We start from the raw sequence: 15,639 nt of genomic DNA, 5'->3' as shown, positions 1-15,639 counted from the left end.
TCAGCTTCGTTAAGCCTTAGGGTTATTAGGAAACAGCGCTCACCATGGGAATGCAAGTCTGGCCAGGTCGTCCCCATCCGCTGGGAGCCACCTGGAATGGTTCGGGCACAAACTTCGCCCTGTTTTCAGAAAATGCTACAGCAGTCGAACTCTGCCTGTTTGACCGCTACGATCAAGAAACTCGGGTTCCCCTCACCGAGGTCGATAACTACGTCTGGCATGGCTACCTCCCAGGGGTAGAGCCCGGACAGCGCTACGGCTTTCGGGTGCACGGGCCCCACGACCCTGAAAACGGACAGCGGTTTAACCCCCATAAACTTTTAATCGACCCCTATGCCCTGGCCCTAGACGGTGACGTCCGCTTTGACCCGGCTATTTTTGGTTACGACATCAGTGCTACCGATGACGATGATCTCGGAAATCTCGATCTGTCATTCTCCGAGGTCGACAGCGCTCCCCATATGCCCAAGGCAGTAGTTGTCGATTCGACCTTCGACTGGGAAGGCGATCGCGCCCCTGATACCCCCTGGCACCGCACCATTATCTATGAAACCCACGTCAAGGGGCTCACCCAGCGGCATCCTGAGGTACCCGAAAACCTACGCGGTACCTATGGCGGTCTGGCCCATCCTGCCGTGATTGAGCATCTTACTCGTCTGGGCATTACGGCGGTAGAACTGCTGCCGGTGCACCATTTCCAGGCCAACCCAGGGCATCTAGCCAATACAGGCTTACGCAACTATTGGGGCTACGATTCCCTGGGCTATTTCGCTCCCTATGGTGGCTACAGCAGTGCTGGGCAGCAGGGCGGCCAGGTCAATGAGTTCAAGCACATGGTCAAAGCCCTTCACCGCCAAGGCATCGAGGTGATTCTCGATGTGGTCTACAACCACACCGGGGAAGGGAGCCACCTGGGGCCGATCCTAAGTTTGCGAGGCATCGACAACGCGGCCTACTATCGCCTGGTAGAAGATGCCCCCCGCTACTACATGGATTTCACTGGCTGCGGCAACTCGCTCAATGTGCGGCATCCCCAGGTTCTCAAGTTAATTATGGATAGTCTGCGGTACTGGGTGTTAGAAATGCATGTCGATGGCTTTCGCTTTGACCTGGCATCGGCTTTAGCGCGTGAGTTGTATGAGGTCAACAGCCTGGCCGCCTTTTTCGACATCATCCACCAAGACCCCGTGCTTTCGACCATAAAGCTGATCGCTGAACCCTGGGATCTGGGTGAGGGTGGCTATCAGGTGGGTAATTTTCCCCTGCTGTGGTCGGAGTGGAACGGCAAATATCGCGACTCAATGCGAGATTTTTGGCGCGATCACGACTGTCGCCTAGGCGAGTTCGCTTTTCGCATTACGGGTAGCTCTGATCTGTACCAGGCCAATGGCAAACGCCCCCATGCCAGCATTAACTTTATTACCTGTCACGATGGCTTTACCCTACGCGACCTGGTCAGCTACAACGAAAAGCACAACCTGGCCAACCACGAGAACAATCGCGATGGCGAGAGCTATAACCGCTCTTGGAACTGCGGTGCTGAAGGTGAAACCGATGATCCCACTATTCTGGCCCTGCGTCACAGACAGCAGCGTAACCTGTTAGCAACCCTGCTCCTCTCCCAGGGCGTGCCGATGCTGCTCGGTGGTGACGAGTTTAGTCGTACCCAGCAGGGTAACAACAATACTTACTGCCAAGATAGCGAACTGTCTTGGTTTGACTGGGAACTCAGTCAATCAAACCAAGACCTGTTGGCCTTTACTCGCCGTCTGATTCAGCTGCGCCAAGAGCATCCTGTCTTTACCCGTCGCCACTGGTTTCAGGGACGTGAAATTCATGGCTCGGGGATACACGACATCGGCTGGTACAATCCCGACGGTAGCAAAATCACCGCTGAGCAGTGGCATGATGGGTCGGCAAAGGCGATCGCAGTGTTTCTCAACGGAGAAGAAATGTTGGGCTTTGAGGCTCAGGGTCAGCGGCTAGTAGACGATAGTTTTTTGCTGTTTTTTAATGCCCAAGCTGAGCCCCAAGACTTTGAAATTCCTGTGTCGGTGGTTAAAGACCGCTGGTTCACGGTCTTCAATACCGCAAGCGCTAATGGCTTTGTGGACGATCCGCAGGGTTATCGGCCAGAAGCCGCGATCGCAGTCGCCGAATTTTCCCTCGTAGTCCTCACCAGTCCCCGCGCTCAACCAGCCCAAAACTAAGCCATGCTCACCTACGAACGCATCTACGCAATTGTGCGCCAGATTCCTCGGGGGCAAGTGGCTACCTACGGCCAGGTGGCCGAGCTAGCAGGACTGGTCGGCAAGCCACGGTTAGTTGGCTATGCCCTTTATCGGGTCGATACGGCTACCTCCGATGTGCCCTGGCAGCGAGTCATTAATGCCAAGGGTGAAGTTTCGCAGTCATCCCTACGCAATGGTAGCGACTACCTACAGCGAGCCATTTTAGAAGACGAAGGCATCGCGTTTGACAGTCAGGGGCGAATTAATTTGAACCAATATAAATGGCGCCCGTCCGACATTGTGATCGAACAGGCGCTGGCAGTATTTAGAGAAAAATTAGAAGAAACGACCTAGTCAACGGCCACGGCTACTTCTTCTTCCACATAGGTATCGGCAGGCTCGTCAACCACTTCACCCGCCTGTTCGGCAGCCTGGCGGCGCATGGCTTCACGATATTTAGCGGCCATCTCCTCTGCCTTGTCATAGACCAGATCAGGATTTTTCACCATGTCACCGGGCTCGGGCTCGAGCTGCTTAGTGGATAGCGAAATGCGCCCACGCTCAGCATCGAGATCAATAATCATGACCTTGATCTCGTCATTGACGTTTAGGACGCTGTGGGGCGTATCGATGTGGTCATGGGAGATCTCGGAGATGTGCAGCAGACCGCTCACGCCGCCAATATCAATGAAGGCACCGTAGGGCTTAAGACCGCGCACAGCACCTAGCACTACTTCCCCGACCTGCAGGCCATTCATCTTGCGCTCAACCAGGGCGCGACGATGACTGAGTACAAGCCGATTACGCTCTTCGTCTACTTCTAGAAACTTCAGAGGCAGGTCTTCACCCACTAGATCTTCCTTGGGCTTGCGGGTGCTGATGTGGGAACCGGGAATAAAGCCTCGCAGACCCTCAATTCGAACCAACGCGCCACCACGGTTGGTAGCAAACACCCCAGAACGAACCGTAGCGTCCTCTTGCTGCAGCTGACGCACCCGCTCCCAGGCTCGCATATACTCAATCCGACGAATTGAAAGGGTCAGCTGACCATCTTCATTTTCGTCAGTCAGAATAAAGAACTCGCGGGTTTCATTGGAGCGCAGTACCTCTTCAGGATGATCAACCCGGTTGATCGACATCTCCTGAATGGGCAGATAGGCCGCAGTTTTTGCACCAATGTCAATCAGGGCGCCCCTGGGCTCAAGACTAAACACGGTACCAGAAACGGTATCGCCCGGATTGAAGTGATAGTCGTACTGGTCTAGTAGCGCGGCAAAGTCTTCGTGTGTAAACCCGATGTCAGCGTCCTTTACGTCCTGATTGAGCATGCTAGTGTTGTCCTATTATTTCTCCGTAATACTGCGGTTTCCGTGTAGACGTACAAAACAATCAACTCAGATGTGTAACGGCTTCTACCTCAACGCGACAGCGCTTCGGTGCAGACGGCCCGATAAACCCACAGGATTAAAATTATAGCTGAAGAGGCGGTGTTGTTGATCGCCCACCCTCAGGATTGGACATAGAACAACGGCTAGCCTAAGCGCTACAGCGATTGAGCCGTGACGAAGGTAGAGTTGTGGCCATTGTCGGGGTCACCGGCTGGGGGTTCGCCTTGATGATCTTGAAGTTGGCTGAGCGTTTCAGCAAAATCACGGATGCCCTGAAACTGTCGATATACCGATGCAAATCGGACAAAGGCGACTTCGTTCATCGCCTGGAGCTTAACGAGCACCATTTCGCCGATCTCAGAGCTGCTTACTTCCCGAGTAGCACGCTGCTGAAGTTCAGCCTCAATGTCGTCAACGATCGACTCCATGGCCAAAGACGACACCGGGGTTTTTTCACAGGCCCGCACAATGCCCCGCAACACCTTAGATCGCTCGAACAGTTCTCGATCCTCGCTGCGCTTGATTACGGTAATGGGCACGTACTCAATGCGTTCGTAGGTCGTAAACCGGCGCTCGCAGCGCAAGCACTCCCGCCGTCGACGAATGCTACGTCCGGCCTCTGCCGAACGCGACTCTAGAACTCGATTATTTAGATGCTGACAAAACGGGCAGTGCATAAGTGCGCTCCCAAGGGGAGGAAGAAACCAGGAGACATAGCGAAAAGATCGGCTATAGCCTGGACAAAAAATAGAGACAAGCCTTCCCATCGCTAGGAAAACTTGTCTCTATATTAATTAAATTGTGGGAAAACAATCGCCATGCTGCGAAAGTCTTACCAAATTCAAGCCAACCTCAAGACCTTAATGCCCTGAAAGCAAGCTCAATGGCACTAATCTTTGGGAATGCGGGGGGGTTCGCGAAATGCGATCGCAAAAAACAACGTGCCAATGATGCAGGCAAAAATAAAGATGTAAGCGACAGATTCCATAGTTAAAAAGGCTCCTACCCAATCGGTTACTTTCAGTTTACAGGGATTTAAAGGCAAGTGCCCGACGGATAAAGCACAATACTCACCCGCCGGGCTACTTAACTCACCGATACCTAAACCGTCGTTTCTTCTTTGCGAGTGGAGGTATCCCCTACCTTGGCGAAGAAGCCCCATTCCACCTGTTCAGGAGAAAGATCGGGGTCAACACCAGCAAACACATCTCGGAACAGAGTACGAGACCCATGCCAGATATGGCCGAAGAAGAACAGTAAGGCAAACACGGCGTGGCCATAGGTAAACCAACCACGAGTACTGGTACGAAAGACCCCGTCAGAGCCGAGGGTTTCGCGATCAAACTCGAAGGGCTCACCGAGCTGGGCCTTCCGGGCGTAGCGCTTAACCAGAGAGGGCTCGGTAATCGTTTGCCCCCCCAGTTCGCCGCCATAGAAAGTGGCCGTTACACCAGTCTGCTCAAAGCTGTACTTAGACTCAGCCCGGCGGAAAGGAATATCGGCACGAACGACGCCGTCTTTGTCGACTAGCACTACGGGAAAGGTCTCAAAGAAGTTAGGCAAGCGACGCACAAATAGCTCGCGGCCTTCGCCATCTTTGAAAACGGGATGGCCGAGCCAGCCCTCAGCAATGCCATCGCCTTGAACCATCGGCCCTACACGGAACAAACCACCCTTGGCCGGGCTGTTGCCCACATAGTCATAGAAAGCCAGCTTCTCGGGGATGCCGGCGTAGGCTTCAGTTAGGGAATAACCAGCGTTAACATCCGCCTGAACACGACGCTGGATCTCTTGCTTGAAGTAGTCACCATCCCACTGGTACCGCGTCGGCCCAAATAGCTCGATGGGCGTGGCAGCACTGCCGTACCACATCGTACCGGCCACCACGAAGGCGGCGAAAAACACGGCAGCAATACTGCTAGACAGCACGGTTTCAATGTTACCCATACGCAGCGCCTTGTAGAGACGCTGGGGTGGGCGCACCGTCAGGTGAAATAGACCCGCAATGATGCCGACAATACCCGCAGCAATGTGGTGGGCCACAATGCCGCCGGGATTGAACGGGTTAAAGCCCGCCGCCCCCCATTCAGGGGCTACCCCCTGAGCATGGCCAGTTAAGCCATAGGGGTCAGAGATCCACATGCCTGGCCCCCAAAGCCCAGTCAGGTGAAAGGCACCAAAACCAAAGCAGAGTAGACCCGATAAAAATAGATGAATGCCGAACATCTTAGGGAGATCCAGCGCCGGTTCACCGGTACGAGGATCGCGGAACAGATCTAGATCCCAATAGACCCAGTGCCAACAGGCGGCTAAAAATAGCAGACCCGACAGCACGATATGGGCAGCAGCCACGCCCTCAAACGACCAAAATCCAGGGTTAACAGCCGTTGCGCCAGTAACGCTCCAGCCGCCCCAGGAGTCGGTTACGCCCAAGCGCGACATAAAGGGCAAGACAAACATGCCCTGTCGCCACATGGGGTTGAGTACGGGATCGCTGGGGTCAAACGTGGATAACTCAAATAGCGCCATAGAGCCAGCCCAGCCAGCTACTAGGGCCGTATGCATAAGGTGTACAGCAATCAGTCGCCCGGGATCGTTAACGACGACCGTGTGTACCCGGTACCAGGGTAGTCCCATTGACTACGATCCTCCTCTAGGTAAAGCAGTGTTGTTTTGTTGAATTGTCTTAAGCAAGTCAGATAGTGATTAGCCTATCAGATCAGGCTGCCAGAATTGCCTCAACTGACCCTTTCATCCTGGCGTTGCTTCAGGGCATTGCCGTTGTTGGATAGTGAATCATTTGGTACAGATGAGATGTAACAATGAAATTACTTAAAGAAGTGTAACTAGTCCGAATTTCCCTCGCAACCAGCTAGCGCAGCGGTCGGGGGCAATCAATCTAGATTTTGACAGGGGGGAGCTTAAGCCCAGATGCTAAAGGCTTGCCCTGCCGCCATTAAAGACGCAGAACGCAAAGGAGATTCCCTTAATGGCCAATGTTAAGTTTGTTAACGAAGACACTGAGGTTAACGTTGCCGACGGGGCCAACCTACGTTTTAAGGCACTGGAAAACCGCATTGATATCTACACCTTCAGTGGCAAGCTGATGAACTGCGGGGGCTATGGCCAGTGCGGTACCTGTGTAGTGGATATCGTGGCAGGCAGCGAAAACCTGTCGCCCCGCACCAAGGTGGAGGAGCGGAAGCTGAAGAAGTGGCCCGCTAGCTGTCGATTAGCCTGTCAGGCTACGGTGCATGGCCCAGTTTCGGTGGTGACCAAGCCGAGTCGCAAGGCTAATGCGTCGTCGAAGGCATCAAAAAACGCTTAACGCAATGTTTAGAGCCAGGCCATGGTGCAGGAATGATTCTGGCAGGCATGGGGTGTTTCCGGGAGTAGGGTGATATTCTAAAGGGGTGGAATCTGTGGGTTATGCGGCTCCCTCTTGATCTGGCCTAAATCGCCTATGAAATAGGGTTTCGCTGACATCACGAGGGTTCGACGCGACGTTGTTGGCATGAGAGTAGAGGCAAGTACTGATGGAAGTCAATAAGCTTGGTTTTGTAGCCAGCATTCTTTTTGTTCTAGTACCGACGGTTTTTTTGCTCATTTTGTACATCCAAACCTCCAGCAAACAGACGGGCTCCTAAGGGGCTAGTTGATGGGGCGAGGCGGGTTTGACTAATCCGCTGACCAACCTCTGTAAGCCCAGTCGGACAGGGATTAGGTGTAGGATTGAGGCGCTGGGCTCACCGGCGCTTTTTTATTGCCTTGGGCAATGGGTCTTGAGTCGCGCCCGCAGCAGCGATCGCACATTTTATCGAACCAATGACATACTGTTTGGGCATTTTGGTGCGAGAGGGATTGGTGCTGGCGGCAGACTCTAGAACCAACGCCGGAGTTGATTACATTTCGTCGTACCGCAAGCTGTTTGATTTTTCGAAGCCGGGCGAGCGGGTGATTTTGCTCTGCACCTCGGGGAACCTATCGATCACCCAGGCGGTGGTGCACCAGCTCAGTCAAGACATTAAGCGCGATCGCAACCACAATCTCCACAGCCTGCCGACCCTCTACGACGTAGCCCGTTACCTGGGAGAGCAGATTCGGGCGCTACAGGAAGCCGATCGCCTCTGGCTGGAAAAAGACCAGATTGATTTTCAGTGCAGCTTCTTACTAGGGGGGCAGGTGCAGGGGGAAGTGCCCGAACTTTTTTTGGTCTATAGCCAGGGCAACTGCATTCAGGCCACTCCCGAAACCCCGTTTTTGCAGATCGGCGAGACCAAATACGGCAAGCCGATTTTAGACCGCACGCTGGGGTTTGACGCTTCTCTGGATGCCGTCGCCAAATGCGCCCTGCTCTCGATCGATTCAACCATGCGATCGAATCTGTCGGTGGGGCCGCCCATTCATATGGCGATGTATCAAACCAATAGCTTTGAAGTGCGCCATCGGGCTCAATTTCAGGCGGGAGACCCCTATCTGATCAAAATGCGCAAGCATTGGGAAGTCGCCCTGCGAGCCGCCTCGACCAGCATGCCCGATATTTCTTGGAACCAGAACGATGTGCCATCGCCTTTAGGCATTGCTGACTTAGGCGACAGCTAAGATAGTCGCCATCAGCGATCGCCTGGGGTGTTGCCCCGGGTCACGTTATAGAGCTGGTAGCGCTCTTCGATCAGGCGATCGACGTCGGCATCGGCTAGGCGCTTGACATAGTTGAGCTTAACTTCTTCCAGAAAGTCGATGACCAGGGTCTCAAGTTCGTCAACGTTTTCGTTCTCTTTAAGCTGAAGCTTGAAGGTCTCCCCTAGTTTTTGCACCAAAGCTTGGGTTAACTCACCCCCAGAGTGATCTTCAAGGGAGCCTTTGACCACGCCGTAGACATTGGCCGACAGTTGAGCAACCACCTGTTGCGCCACCTGATCTGGCAGGTTGCCAATGCCAGGAATCTGCCGAAACCCCTGGTAGCCCGGGGCCTGATCAAACGCCTGGGTAATGGTGTGTTTGAGCAGGGCATCGAGTTCAGGCTTGACCTGGGGCAGCACGTTGTATACCGTCAAAGCCCCCAGTCGCTGAGCAATGACCTCGAGTTCATTCACGCCACCGACCTCGATATAACGCCGGGAGTTGGGTTCGAGCAAGGCCTTAGTGACGCCGCCCTCGCGGACAAAGGACTGCATCTGGTCAATAATGCGCAGCACCACGATTTCGGTCAGCTCTACAGCGATCTGGCTAATGGCAAAATGGCTAATCCGCCGCTGAATCGGCTCCAGGTCGATCAGGTTTGACTGGTTAATGCGAATGACCACTGGAATCACACGCGCCAGCGCCAGCCAGGGCAAGCGCAGGGCGCTGAAGGGAATGACCAGCAGCAAATCGTACCAGCGCCAGAGGATGGCGTCGCGCCAGGTAAAGTTTTTGTAGCGGCGACCGAGATAAAAACTGCGGGCCAATAGCTCCAGGCCAAACAGCAGGTTAAACCAGATATCGATGCGCCAAAACTGATCGACAAAGCCGCCGTGAACGGCAATGCGCCGAAAAAAGTTGGTCTCTACTAAGGGTCGAATTTCCTGATTGAAAAAGGCAATTTCCTGGGTGAAACCCGCCTCGTTCATGTGGTCATAGCTCCAAAAGGTGGTGAAGGCGTCGGTGGCCGAGTCAACATTGATGCGATCGCGCATTTCATTCTTAATCTGCTCCAAGTTGCCCGATCGATTGGCAATTTGAAACGGATCTTCGGCAATCATGGCCTCGCTTTGATCCTGCAAATTCTCTAAAATGGCCTGGGCAGCGGGGGAGGTAATGCCGGTTTGGGCCACCTGTTCTTCGAGCTGGTCTACAGTCTTGAGATAGTGGGCCGTAAAGCGATGGGGCTCAATGCCTTTAAAGGTTTCGCCATACCAGGTGGTGATCTTTGGCAAGTACCTGAGGTACTGATCTCGCAGGGGAATATAGCTCAGATCGCCAATTATCAAAATTAGGTTGGCAAGAGCAACCGTCGCCATCAGGCGCGCAAACCACGGCGCTTTGGGGCGGCGAGCATCGTACTTCGAAAATTCGCGACGGTTTTTCGATTTTCGGGGACGAGATAGAGCGGCCATGGCATTGAGCTTGAAGGCATTCCCTTGAAACAATGCCTGTAAATCGCTGTTTTGTCACCTTTCTGAGGGCATGGGAGGGCAAGATTCGCTACCATCACATTAATGTTTGTTTACAAAACACCTGTTTACCACTATGTCCGCCACTGCCTTTGTGCCCCAGCCCACCGTCAGTATGCCGAGTGCTCACCGGATCTGGCGAGACCAGGCCATTCACTACGTGGTGGCAGGGGAGGTTCAGGATGATCGGCCACCGCTGTTGCTGGTGCATGGCTTTGGGGCCTCCACTGACCACTGGCGCAAAAATATCCAGGGTCTGCAGGCCGACTTTCAGGTGTGGGCGATCGATCTACTGGGGTTTGGGCGATCGGCCAAGCCCGATTGGCAGTACAGTGGCGACCTGTGGCAGGCACAGCTCCACGAGTTCATTACCGAGGTGATCGGTCGTCCGGCAGTGCTGGCGGGCAATTCGCTGGGGGGGTACGCCGCGCTATGCGTCGCCGCCAACCATCCCGAATCTGCCGCTGGCCTGGTGCTGCTCAACAGCGCCGGGCCCTTTTCTTCGCCGACCCAGACCCCGCCGCCACGCCCCAACCCGATCGCAAAGGCCATTCAATCGCTGATGCTGCAGCCGTTGCCCAGCTGGCTGCTGTTTCAGTATGTGCGCCAGCCCGCTACCATTCGCCGCACCCTGCAACAGGTGTACCTGGATAAATCGGCCATTACTGACCAGCTCATCGAAGACATTCGCCGCCCCTCCGGTGACCCCGGTGCGGCCAAAGTCTTTGCCTCGGTGTTCAAGTCGCGCCAGGGGGAAAAGGTTGATGAACTCCTACAAAAGCTCGCCTGCCCTCTGCTCATGCTCTGGGGCGAAGGTGACCCCTGGATGAACTGCCGCGAGCAGGGGGCCCAGTTTCGCCAGCACTATCCCACGCTGACGGAGCACTACTTGCAGGCAGGCCACTGTCCCCACGACGAGGTGCCCGACCAGGTCAACGGGCTGCTGAGAGATTGGGTGTTAGAGCAGGTGAGCTGAGTCGGCCAGGTGGCTCAGGACTGCTAGATCTCGTTCAAGTCCCAGACGACTCTAGAGTAGCCCTAAGGAACCTCGACAACGATGGTAGCTTCTATTTTTTGGCCATTGTGGGTCAAGGCTTCGTGGCCGTTGGCATTGAGGCCGACGGTGATTTCAGTTTGCCCGCTGGGCAACTCAGGGAGATGTAGCCAGGGGCCATAGAGGCGCGATATTTTCTCGCCGTTGATGTAGAGATGGGCATGGCCTGAACCAGGGCTGTTGGCCAGGTTTACTTGCTCTGGGGCAAAGCTAAAGTGAGTGGTCAGCACTTCCAGATTCCACCCCTGCTCTGGGTCGGGATAGATCATTAGCGTGACCGTTGGCACTGGCTGACCCGCCGGAATTTCAAGGGTGCTGTGGTGGTGACTCTCGTTGCTGTGACTCTCGCCCGCACCGTGGCTGTCGCCCATATCGTGGCTGGGAGTATGGCCGTGGTCTGAGTCAGCGCGGGAGACGAGGTGACTACAGCCCAGGGCCAGGGCCAGGGTGAGCAGGGCCAGGGTCGGCTTGAACATCGAGGTGGGGATATTAAATAGTTTCATTAGCAGCGCCATAACTGGGTGGACTAAAAACGAATCGGCTGAGGCCAGGTAGACCTAGCCCAGCAATGTGCTGGGGGTTTGCCATTCGTTGAGCAGGGTTAGGACATAGTGGTGTAGGTAGGGTTGCCCCTGGGCCTGGGCACAGTCGGCGGCCTGGCGCAAATCGGCCAGACTGCCGGTGCGATCGCCCAGCGCCTGCCTCAGCACTCCCCGCTTTAAGTAGGTACGGGCATGGTCAGGCTCTAGATTCAGCACTTGATTGAGGTCGGCTAGGGCATCGTTGACGCGGCCCAGCTGGTGACAGGCGCAGCCATGGTTAAACAGCGCCCGCGTATCGTCGCTATTGAAGGCCAGAGCCTGGTCAAAGTCGCGCAGGGCCGCCTCAGGCTGGGCTGCCATCAGCTTAGCCAGGCCGCGATCGTCGTAGATGTCGCTGAGAGACATCGGCTCAGAGGCAAACTTGGCGGCCTGGTCAAAATCGGCGATCGCAGCCGCAAAGTCGTGCAGGGCAATGTGAACTAATCCCCGGTTGTAGTAGGCTCGGTAGTCGTCGGGGTGGGTGGCTAAAACCTGAGTATTGTCGGCGATCGCCTCAGCGAAATAGCCGCTGCGGTAAAAGGCCAACCCCCGACTGAGGCGATAGTCAGCCGCATCGGTAGGCTCTTGCTCAATGACCTGACTACAGGAGGCGATCGCCTTCTCATAGCGCTCCTGCTGAACTGCTAGTAAACAGCGATCGCCGTCATCGGGCTGCAATGGCCCCGCCTGGGCCATACCCGGCCAGCCCAGGATAAGCAGCAGCCCGAGGCAACCCGCTATCAGTCGATCAATCCCCATTGGAGCGACCTCGCTAACGACAGAAAACTAACGCCAGAAAGCCCCACTCGTCTAGCTCAATAGAAAGCGGGGCGTAGGAACTGGAGAAACGAGACTAACCCTTACCAACCCTGCTCGGCCTGGCTCAGCACATAGGCTGCCACATCGGCAATATCTTCGTTGCTGAGCCGCCCCAAAAAGGCGGGCATGGCATTTTTGCCTTTCGTGACCTGGGTGACAATGGCCTCTAGGGAAGCCATGTCATACTTTTCTAAATCAGCTTGTTTCAGCGTCTTGGCCCCGTTGACCACATTGCCGCCGCCAATGTGGCAGGCCGCACAGTTGTTGCCAAAGATCTGACCGCCGTGGCCCGCATCCGCCGCTTGAGCCGCAGGAGCCATCCACAGAGTGAGGGCTACCAACGCAGCCACCAATGTCAAAGCAAATTTCTTCATTATCTTTCTACTGACAAAAATCCTCTCCTGGGCATTGTCTGAGCCGATGTCATTTCAATCAAAAGACAGCCCGTCAACTATTACAGACTGCAAACTTACGCCTGGCTAGGGAGCAGAGGAGCAAGGGGGCTGGAATAGTTGTTACGTCAGCCACTAGGCTAGGCAGCCCTTGGCCCCATCCCCTAAACTAAAACCTGTCCCTGCTTCACGCCCCTACTCACCTACCGACTCCTCTACCCACTCCCCATGTCCCCTCTGCCTCGCAATCGTCCGCACCAGCTCTCCCTTGGGCCCCTTGAAGCCGAAATTTTGGCCATTATCTGGACTCAGGGTGGGGCCACCGTCAGAGACATTCACGACTGCATTCTGGCTGACCCCGATCGCGAGCTGACCCAGGCCTCGGTGACGACGGTGCTGCAGCGCCTGGCTCAGAAAGGCTGGCTGCGGCGCGAGACCGTCAACCAAGCCAAGGCTGGAAAGCGGCGGCAGGTTTATCGGTGGCAGCCTACGGTTTCCCAACAGGAGGCCAAGCTGCTGACTGCCCACCAGCAGCTGCAGAACTTTTTGGCCATTGGTAGCCCCGACATTGTGGCCGCCTTTGCCGACAGTCTCGATACCGCTGAGCTCGACCAGCTCGATGCGATCGCCGATCGCCTGCGCGCCCTGCGCAATCCCCATCGGGAGGATGCCTAATGCACAGCAGCCTGATTTTGCTTACCCTGCTGCTAGCGGTGGCCTGGCGACAGCAGTGGTCGGGCCTTCAGGGGCGATCGCCGCATAGGGCCTGGTCGGCCCGCTGGGAATCTGCCCTGAGCAACTTTTGCCTGCCGCCGCTGATGGTTTTGCTAGTGGCCGGGGCGGTGTTGTCTATGGGTCACCACGGCACCATGTTGGGTTGGTCGGTCAGCCCGGTGGGGTGCTGGGTGAGCCTGGGAATGCTGCTCTTTGGTAGCAGCGTGCTGGCCTATTCCCTAGGGCGAGCCATCGCCACCCATCTGCGACTGCGGCAATACCCGACCATCGCTCTACCCCAGGGTGAACGAGCTCGTTGTGTGCCTATCGACCTGCCCATGGCAGCTCAGGTGGGCCTGTGGCGATCGTCGCTGCTCGTCAGCCAGGGCTGGCTCGATCAGCTCACTCCCCATGAGCAGCAGGCGATGCTCGCCCATGAACAGGCCCACGCCGACTACCACGACCCCCTCTGGTTTTTGGGGCTGGGTATGCTCCGTCGGTTTGCCTTCTGGCTACCCAACACCAACGCCCTGTGGGAAGAACTCTTGCTGCTGCGCGAAATTCGGGCCGACCAACAGGCCGCGAGCACCCGCGATCCGCTGCTGTTGGCAGAACTGTTAGTGAAGCTGGCCCGGCAGATGGTTCTAGCGATGCCGTCTTCTGCCTTAAGGACTGATATTGAACCCTGGGTGGGCTTTGGCGATTCCCTCTTGCTCAGCCGCCTAGAGCAGCGGGTCAATGCCTTGATAACACCGGACCCGATGCCTAAAGCCCACCCCGCCCCATGGGGTCGCCTCGCTTGGTTGCTGGCCGTGGCGCTGCCTCTGGCTACCACCTGGCTGCATACCTGACCTGAGATAACCTAGGGATTTAGCTGGGCCTGAAGCGCAGGCAGGTCTGCTTTGAGAAATACGGCCATACGACCGAGGTAAGCAGTGCCGGTGCGATCGTAGGCAATCTCTTGCCAGTAGGCAAATTGTTCACCCTCGCGCACTTCACCCCGCAGCACCAAATTAGGATTGTCTGTAGGATCTGGCCTAGCTCCCCGCGCCGGGTAACGCATGAGCACCTCGGCTTGGCGATAGTCGTTAAAGATTTCTTGCCCGTAGATGGCCCGCAGAGACTCGTCTAGGCGGGCTGAGGTAATCGGGTTGGCGTGGTCGGCCAGGCTAAACCGCTCGGTGCGAATCTGGAGACGGTTTGGGGCAGGCGTTAGGTCACCAATGGGGAATACCGAGGCCTGAAAGGTAAATCGCTGGCCTGGGACAGCTACGCGATTGACCGTCAGCCGCTCGTTGACGGCAGGCTTGAGGGTGGGATGGTTGCGAATCCAGGATTGGGCCAGGTTCACGGTCTGCCCAGGAATGGCCAGGCCCGGTGGGGCAATAAGGGCCAAGGCTGCCATCGTCAAAGATCCGACTTTTAGGGCGATCGCCAGAGAGCCCCCATCCATGGGAACTGCGCCCCTACAGCCATCGTTAAACCGCATCAACATTCGCCCTGCCCCCAAGAAGCCCGTGCCCGATGATAACAAGTCAGGGCGCGATCGCATCACTAATTATTCTCGCAATTTCTCCACCGCTAGATCCCTACCGCTAATCTAGCCAGCGCGGCGGCTATGGGGTTCACTCAGAAAAAACCAACCCCCGGCTTCTCAGGGCAGGGGGTTTAGAGCTTTACCGATCAAGCTACGACATCGCCTGAATGATGTAGTCGAAGTAAGGAGCCGCTTCGGCTTGATCTTCATCCGCCAGCAGGTTGAGAGAGGCCGTTTTGAGGCAGCGAATGGCCTCGGCCATGCCAGGCACAGGCACGTCGAGGGCGTTATACATTTCGCGCACGCCGACAATGCCAATACTCTCGATGGGGTCTTTGTCACCAGCTAAAATGCCGTAGGTGACCAGACGCAGGTACCAGCCATAGTCGCGAATACAGAGGGCACGCTGCTTTTGGCCGTAGGCATTACCGCCAGGGGCAATAAAGTCAGGTCGCCGTCGCCATAGCTCTTTGCTGGCCTGATCGACAATCTTTTTCTCACTTTCAGACAAGATGGCAGCAATACGAGTGCGCTGCTCACCGGTTTTCAAAAATTCTTCAATGGCCTTGAGCTCGCCGGTGGTTGGGTAGCGGAGCTCGTCGTCGGCATTCAAAATAACTTGGCTAACAACAGACATAGTTAAAAATGACGGGATGACCTTTTTCCATTGATAGTTTAGCGACTTGGGGGTCGCTAGGGAAAGTTAAATTCTCATTTAGTTAGCGATAACCCAGGGCGGGCGGGGCTATTCCCAGGGCTGTCTCTGAT

19 protein-coding genes are annotated in these 15,639 nt (G+C 55.7%); 9 read left to right on the top strand and 10 right to left on the bottom strand.

The window, feature by feature from the left end; all coding sequences use genetic code 11:
• Window positions 1-44 precede the first annotated feature (44 nt).
• Complete coding sequence (gene glgX / locus IQ254_RS06290; protein WP_193965322.1) at window positions 45-2,210, top strand: glycogen debranching protein GlgX; 2,166 nt, start codon at window positions 45-47, stop codon at window positions 2,208-2,210.
• Between the two features lie 3 nt (window positions 2,211-2,213).
• Complete coding sequence (locus tag IQ254_RS06285) at window positions 2,214-2,585, top strand: MGMT family protein (protein ID WP_193965321.1); 372 nt, start codon at window positions 2,214-2,216, stop codon at window positions 2,583-2,585.
• On the opposite strand, the gene IQ254_RS06280 is transcribed toward IQ254_RS06285, so the two are convergent.
• From IQ254_RS06280 to psbB, 4 genes are all read right to left on the bottom strand, one after another.
• Entirely contained in the window at window positions 2,582-3,559 is a 978-nt protein-coding gene (locus tag IQ254_RS06280) for a 30S ribosomal protein S1 (protein ID WP_193965320.1), read from the bottom strand. The two genes, IQ254_RS06285 and IQ254_RS06280, sit on opposite strands and share 4 nt — an antisense overlap.
• Before the next feature lie 215 nt (window positions 3,560-3,774).
• The gene (nrdR, locus tag IQ254_RS06275; protein ID WP_193965319.1) at window positions 3,775-4,296 is read right to left on the bottom strand and encodes a transcriptional regulator NrdR; all 522 of its coding nucleotides are present in this window, start codon (window positions 4,294-4,296) and stop codon (window positions 3,775-3,777) included.
• Window positions 4,297-4,508: 212 nt separating this feature from the next.
• Window positions 4,509-4,607, bottom strand: coding sequence for a photosystem II reaction center protein T (locus tag IQ254_RS06270; RefSeq protein WP_008311663.1), 99 nt, complete (start codon window positions 4,605-4,607; stop codon window positions 4,509-4,511).
• Between the two features lie 113 nt (window positions 4,608-4,720).
• Window positions 4,721-6,256 (bottom strand): photosystem II chlorophyll-binding protein CP47, encoded by a 1,536-nt coding sequence (psbB, locus tag IQ254_RS06265; protein WP_193965318.1) that lies wholly within the window; start codon window positions 6,254-6,256, stop codon window positions 4,721-4,723.
• Window positions 6,257-6,608: 352 nt separating this feature from the next.
• On the opposite strand from psbB, the gene IQ254_RS06260 reads away from it, so the two are divergent.
• The 3 genes from IQ254_RS06260 (at window position 6,609) to IQ254_RS06250 (ending at window position 8,221) form a co-directional block, all read left to right on the top strand.
• Window positions 6,609-6,947, top strand: coding sequence for a 2Fe-2S iron-sulfur cluster-binding protein (locus tag IQ254_RS06260; RefSeq protein ID WP_193965317.1), 339 nt, complete (start codon window positions 6,609-6,611; stop codon window positions 6,945-6,947).
• Window positions 6,948-7,155: 208 nt separating this feature from the next.
• Entirely contained in the window at window positions 7,156-7,266 is a 111-nt protein-coding gene (gene psbM / locus IQ254_RS06255) for a photosystem II reaction center protein PsbM (protein WP_017300174.1), read from the top strand.
• Between the two features lie 178 nt (window positions 7,267-7,444).
• The gene (locus IQ254_RS06250; protein WP_193965316.1) at window positions 7,445-8,221 is read left to right on the top strand and encodes a proteasome-type protease; all 777 of its coding nucleotides are present in this window, start codon (window positions 7,445-7,447) and stop codon (window positions 8,219-8,221) included.
• 11 nt (window positions 8,222-8,232) lie between these two features.
• Here IQ254_RS06250 and IQ254_RS06245 read toward each other — a convergent pair whose 3' ends face one another.
• Window positions 8,233-9,717 (bottom strand): hypothetical protein, encoded by a 1,485-nt coding sequence (locus IQ254_RS06245; RefSeq protein ID WP_193965315.1) that lies wholly within the window; start codon window positions 9,715-9,717, stop codon window positions 8,233-8,235.
• 133 nt (window positions 9,718-9,850) lie between these two features.
• Here IQ254_RS06245 and IQ254_RS06240 point away from each other — a divergent pair, with 133 nt between their 5' ends.
• Window positions 9,851-10,750, top strand: a complete 900-nt coding sequence (locus IQ254_RS06240; RefSeq protein ID WP_193965314.1) for an alpha/beta fold hydrolase — start codon at window positions 9,851-9,853, stop codon at window positions 10,748-10,750.
• A 62-nt stretch (window positions 10,751-10,812) separates the two neighbouring features.
• Here the strand turns inward: IQ254_RS06240 and IQ254_RS06235 are convergent, their stop codons facing one another.
• The 3 genes from IQ254_RS06235 to petJ all read right to left on the bottom strand — a co-directional run bounded on the left by IQ254_RS06235 (window position 10,813) and on the right by petJ (window position 12,602).
• Entirely contained in the window at window positions 10,813-11,331 is a 519-nt protein-coding gene (locus IQ254_RS06235) for a hypothetical protein (protein WP_193965313.1), read from the bottom strand.
• A 54-nt stretch (window positions 11,332-11,385) separates the two neighbouring features.
• Window positions 11,386-12,168 carry a tetratricopeptide repeat protein gene (locus tag IQ254_RS06230; RefSeq protein ID WP_193965312.1) on the bottom strand — a complete coding sequence of 261 codons (783 nt, stop codon included), beginning with the start codon at window positions 12,166-12,168 and terminating at the stop codon, window positions 11,386-11,388.
• Window positions 12,169-12,269: 101 nt separating this feature from the next.
• A complete protein-coding gene (gene petJ, locus IQ254_RS06225) occupies window positions 12,270-12,602 on the bottom strand; it encodes a cytochrome c6 PetJ (protein WP_193965311.1) in 333 nt (110 codons plus the stop codon).
• A 246-nt stretch (window positions 12,603-12,848) separates the two neighbouring features.
• Between petJ and IQ254_RS06220 the strand changes: the two genes are divergently transcribed.
• Together IQ254_RS06220 and IQ254_RS06215 are read left to right on the top strand one after the other, a co-directional pair.
• Window positions 12,849-13,295 (top strand): BlaI/MecI/CopY family transcriptional regulator, encoded by a 447-nt coding sequence (locus IQ254_RS06220; RefSeq protein WP_193965310.1) that lies wholly within the window; start codon window positions 12,849-12,851, stop codon window positions 13,293-13,295.
• Window positions 13,295-14,185 (top strand): M56 family metallopeptidase, encoded by an 891-nt coding sequence (locus tag IQ254_RS06215; RefSeq protein ID WP_193965309.1) that lies wholly within the window; start codon window positions 13,295-13,297, stop codon window positions 14,183-14,185. The genes IQ254_RS06220 and IQ254_RS06215 overlap by 1 nt, the downstream gene beginning before the upstream one ends.
• 11 nt (window positions 14,186-14,196) lie before the next feature.
• On the opposite strand, the gene IQ254_RS06210 is transcribed toward IQ254_RS06215, so the two are convergent.
• Window positions 14,197-14,787, bottom strand: coding sequence for a hypothetical protein (locus tag IQ254_RS06210; RefSeq protein WP_193965308.1), 591 nt, complete (start codon window positions 14,785-14,787; stop codon window positions 14,197-14,199).
• Between IQ254_RS06210 and IQ254_RS06205 the strand changes: the two genes are divergently transcribed.
• A complete protein-coding gene (locus IQ254_RS06205; protein WP_193965307.1) occupies window positions 14,786-14,938 on the top strand; it encodes a hypothetical protein in 153 nt (50 codons plus the stop codon). The genes IQ254_RS06210 and IQ254_RS06205 overlap by 2 nt on opposite strands.
• An 84-nt stretch (window positions 14,939-15,022) precedes the next feature.
• Here the strand turns inward: IQ254_RS06205 and IQ254_RS06200 are convergent, their stop codons facing one another.
• Entirely contained in the window at window positions 15,023-15,508 is a 486-nt protein-coding gene (locus IQ254_RS06200; RefSeq protein ID WP_193965306.1) for an allophycocyanin subunit alpha-B, read from the bottom strand.
• Window positions 15,509-15,639 lie beyond the last annotated feature (131 nt).

Origin of the sequence: Nodosilinea sp. LEGE 07088, assembly GCF_015207395.1 — a bacterium.
GTDB lineage: Bacteria > Cyanobacteriota > Cyanobacteriia > Phormidesmidales > Phormidesmidaceae > Nodosilinea.
Note: the sequence above shows the minus strand (reverse complement) of the source record. Positions and strands in the feature narration are given on the sequence as shown.